Origin of the sequence: Longivirga aurantiaca (assembly GCF_042660085.1) — a bacterium.
GTDB lineage: Bacteria > Actinomycetota > Actinomycetes > S36-B12 > CAIYMF01 > Longivirga > Longivirga aurantiaca.
On the sequence record NZ_JBHSTI010000007.1, the window covers coordinates 1 to 2873 of the forward strand.

General features: G+C 69.7%; 3 protein-coding genes and 1 pseudogene. 3 read left to right on the forward strand and 1 reads right to left on the reverse strand.

The features are described 5' to 3' along the window. A pseudogene (locus tag ACFQGU_RS03755) lies at positions 1-292 on the reverse strand (APC family permease); the annotation flags it as partial. A 554-nt stretch (positions 293-846) separates the two neighbouring features. On the opposite strand from ACFQGU_RS03755, the gene ACFQGU_RS03760 reads away from it, so the two are divergent. The 3 genes from ACFQGU_RS03760 to ACFQGU_RS03770 all read left to right on the forward strand — a co-directional run. After that, positions 847-1635, forward strand: coding sequence for an SDR family NAD(P)-dependent oxidoreductase (locus ACFQGU_RS03760; protein ID WP_386764025.1), 789 nt, complete (start codon positions 847-849; stop codon positions 1633-1635). A gap of 75 nt (positions 1636-1710) precedes the next feature. Next, complete coding sequence (locus ACFQGU_RS03765; protein ID WP_386764026.1) at positions 1711-2454, forward strand: gamma-glutamyl-gamma-aminobutyrate hydrolase family protein; 744 nt, start codon at positions 1711-1713, stop codon at positions 2452-2454. Between the two features lie 183 nt (positions 2455-2637). Next, positions 2638-2873 (forward strand): hypothetical protein (locus tag ACFQGU_RS03770; protein WP_386764027.1); only part of this gene is annotated, 236 nt, incomplete at its 3' end.

Consider the following 2873-nt stretch of genomic DNA (forward strand, 5'->3'; position numbering starts at 1 on the left):
GCCGGCCGAGTCCCTGCGCCGTGAAGGTGTAGAAGGCGCCGGCAGAGGTGATCCGCTTGGCCATCTGAGCGAAGCCGATCGTGAAGATGACCAGGACGAGAGTCGTGGCCGCGTACGTGATCGGGACCGCGATCCCCGCACCGTACGCGACCGAGATCGGGATGTACGTCGACACGACCACGAGTGGCGCCGCGGCGGCGGTGACCATCAGCACGATGTGGAAGAACTTGATCGAGCTCTTGAGAAGATCAGTCGACCTACCCGCCTGGGGTTCAGTGGACGTCTGAGTCATGCGTTTTCGCCCTCCTTCGGGGATACAGAGCGCGGGACCCGGACCCTGTCGGTCGGGCACCCCTCGTCGTCACACGGTGGTTCCTCGTGCGATGTTGAGCAGAGAGTGTCGCCTGGGTGACCACCGAACCATGTTCAGATGCGACATAGTGGCGCGGCGATCATGTGCACTCCGAACGCCTGCGGCGGGGTGATCGCCGGATTCGCCCGGCCCGGAGCCCGCCGAGGCTCTCTCCGGCGGGCACCGGAGGCGTCCCCCGCCGCGCGGGAGCGCGTGCCTTCCGCACGGTCGTGACCGCAGGGCCGTGCGGTCCGTGAGCCCGGTCCGCAGGGAGCGGACGTGGTGCTCGGATGTGCACAGGTGCACGGACCCACGAGCGACGGACGGGCGCCGGCGCCTATTGATCGGACCCGGTCGACCATCGAATCATCGGGCTGTCGGTCATCGAGGGCATCGGCGTCAGCCTGCGTCCGACGACATGGCACCGACCGGTCCAGGCATCGAAGGGCGCGTCGATCGCGGCCCTCGACCCACGCACTACTCGAGGGAGACCCATGACAGAGATCAGCCTCGGTTCCCGGCTCGCCGGCCGCACCGCGGTAGTCACCGGAGCAGCGTCGGGGAACGGCCTGGGGATCGCCGTGCGCCTCCTCGCCGAGGGTGCTTCGGTCGCCTTCGTGGACCGCGACGCGCAGCGCCTCGACGAGGTGGTCCCGAGCGGGGACGCGCGTGCCCTGGCTGTTCCGGCGGACGTGACGGACGAGGCGAGCATGCACGACATGGTCGCGTCCGTCGTCGAGTCGTTCGGCTCGCTGGACGTCCTGGTGAACAACGCGGGGATCGTCCGGTTCTCGGACTTCGACGACCTCGAGATCGCGGAGTGGGAAGAGGTCTTCCGCGTCAACTCCACCGGGGCGTTCCTCGCCGCGAAGGCGGCCGTGCCCGCGATGAAGAGCTCGCTGGCACGTCGAGAGGGAACGGGCGCGATCGTGAACATCACGTCGACCGAGGCGCACGTGGTCCTCGCGAGCGCCGGTCACCCGCAGGTGCACTACAACGCCTCGAAGGGCGCCCTGCACATGTTCAACCAGGGTCTCGCGATCGAGCTCGGATCGAGCCGGATCCGGGTCAACGCGGTCGCCCCCGGCATCGTGGAGACGCCCTTCACCGCTCGCGCCATGCAGGACGAGCGGTTGCTCAACTGGTACCTCGACAGGATCCCGCTCGGCCGTGTCGCGCAGCCGGCGGACGTGGCGGCGGCCGTCGCCTACCTCGCGTCGGAGGACGCCTCCTACGTGACGGGCACGACGCTGTTCGTCGACGGAGGCTGGACCGCGCAGTAGCGCCCGCGGAGGCGCCGGGGTCGCGAGATCGCCGGCATTGGACAGCGATCGCGAGAGGCAGGCGGAGGAGCGGAGATGGGTGCGTCACTGACGGGTCGACCTCGGGTGGGGATCACCGCCGAGGAGCGATCGGTCGACCTGAACGTCCTGATCGAGGACTGTGTCGTCGTCGCGAGGCAGTACGCGCAGGCGGTCTGGGACGCGGGAGGGATGCCCGTGATCCTCCCCGTCCTCACCCCGGATGACGCGCCGGAGATCGTCGCCGGGCTCGACGCGCTGCTCCTGACCGGTGGCGGCGACGTCGAACCGGGCATCTACGGGGAGCAATGGCACGACGCCACCTATGGCGTCGTGGGGGAACGGGATGCGTTCGAGATCGCGCTGGTGCGCGCCGTCCAGGAGCTGCGACGACCGGCCCTGGGCATCTGCCGGGGGCTGCAGCTGCTCAACGTGGCTCACGGCGGGACGCTCGACCGGCACGTCTCGACGGACCACATCGAGCACTGGCAGCCCGGCTTCGCACCGGCGCACCTCGTGACGATCGCGGAGGAGTCGAGGCTCGGGCGGATCTTCGGCGCTGGTGAGCGGGTGGTGAACTCGTTCCACCATCAGGCCGCGGAGAAGGTGGGCGAGGGGCTCCGGGTCACGGCGACCGCGGCCGACGGCACCATCGAGGCCCTGGAGGTGATCGACGAGGACGAATGGCTCGTCGGTGTCCAGTGGCACCCGGAGCGCCCGTGGAGGCCTGAGTCGCCCGACCTCCCGTTGTTCACCGCGCTGGTGACCGAGGCGCGCCGCAGCATGCTCACCAGCCTGTGACGCGCGCCGGGTCGCCGGCTGGTCGCTCGTGCCGGTCCGATCCCGCCGAGCACAAGGCTGAACGGCCGCGGACCAGGGCGCCGGCGACGCCGTGCGCCACGCCCTCTCCGCGTGTCCGGAACCGGGAGATGATCCCGGGCGACGTCGGTCGTCCGGGTACCGATCGTGACCGTCCCGTGCGCCGTGCGCACCACCCCCGTCGACGCCCTTGCACGGCCTTCTCACGTCAGTGTGCACGCTGCATACTGCACCGGCGGCAAATCCGCCACAGCGCCCACTGACAGCTCGCCGTCGACGGGAGTTGGCTACTCAGCGAGCGGCTGGAGAGTTCGGCCACCGACAGGACTGGAGCCACCGTTGGGCATCGACGAAGCCAAGGACGTCGCCGAGGCGTTCCTCAAGGACCATGGCGTGCGTAC

Coding starts and splice junctions, on each gene's coding strand:
- ACFQGU_RS03760 (WP_386764025.1), top strand. CDS start 847: ATGACAGAGATCAGCCTCGGTTCCCGGCTCGCCGGCCGCACCGCGGTA.
- ACFQGU_RS03765 (WP_386764026.1), top strand. CDS start 1,711: ATGGGTGCGTCACTGACGGGTCGACCTCGGGTGGGGATCACCGCCGAG.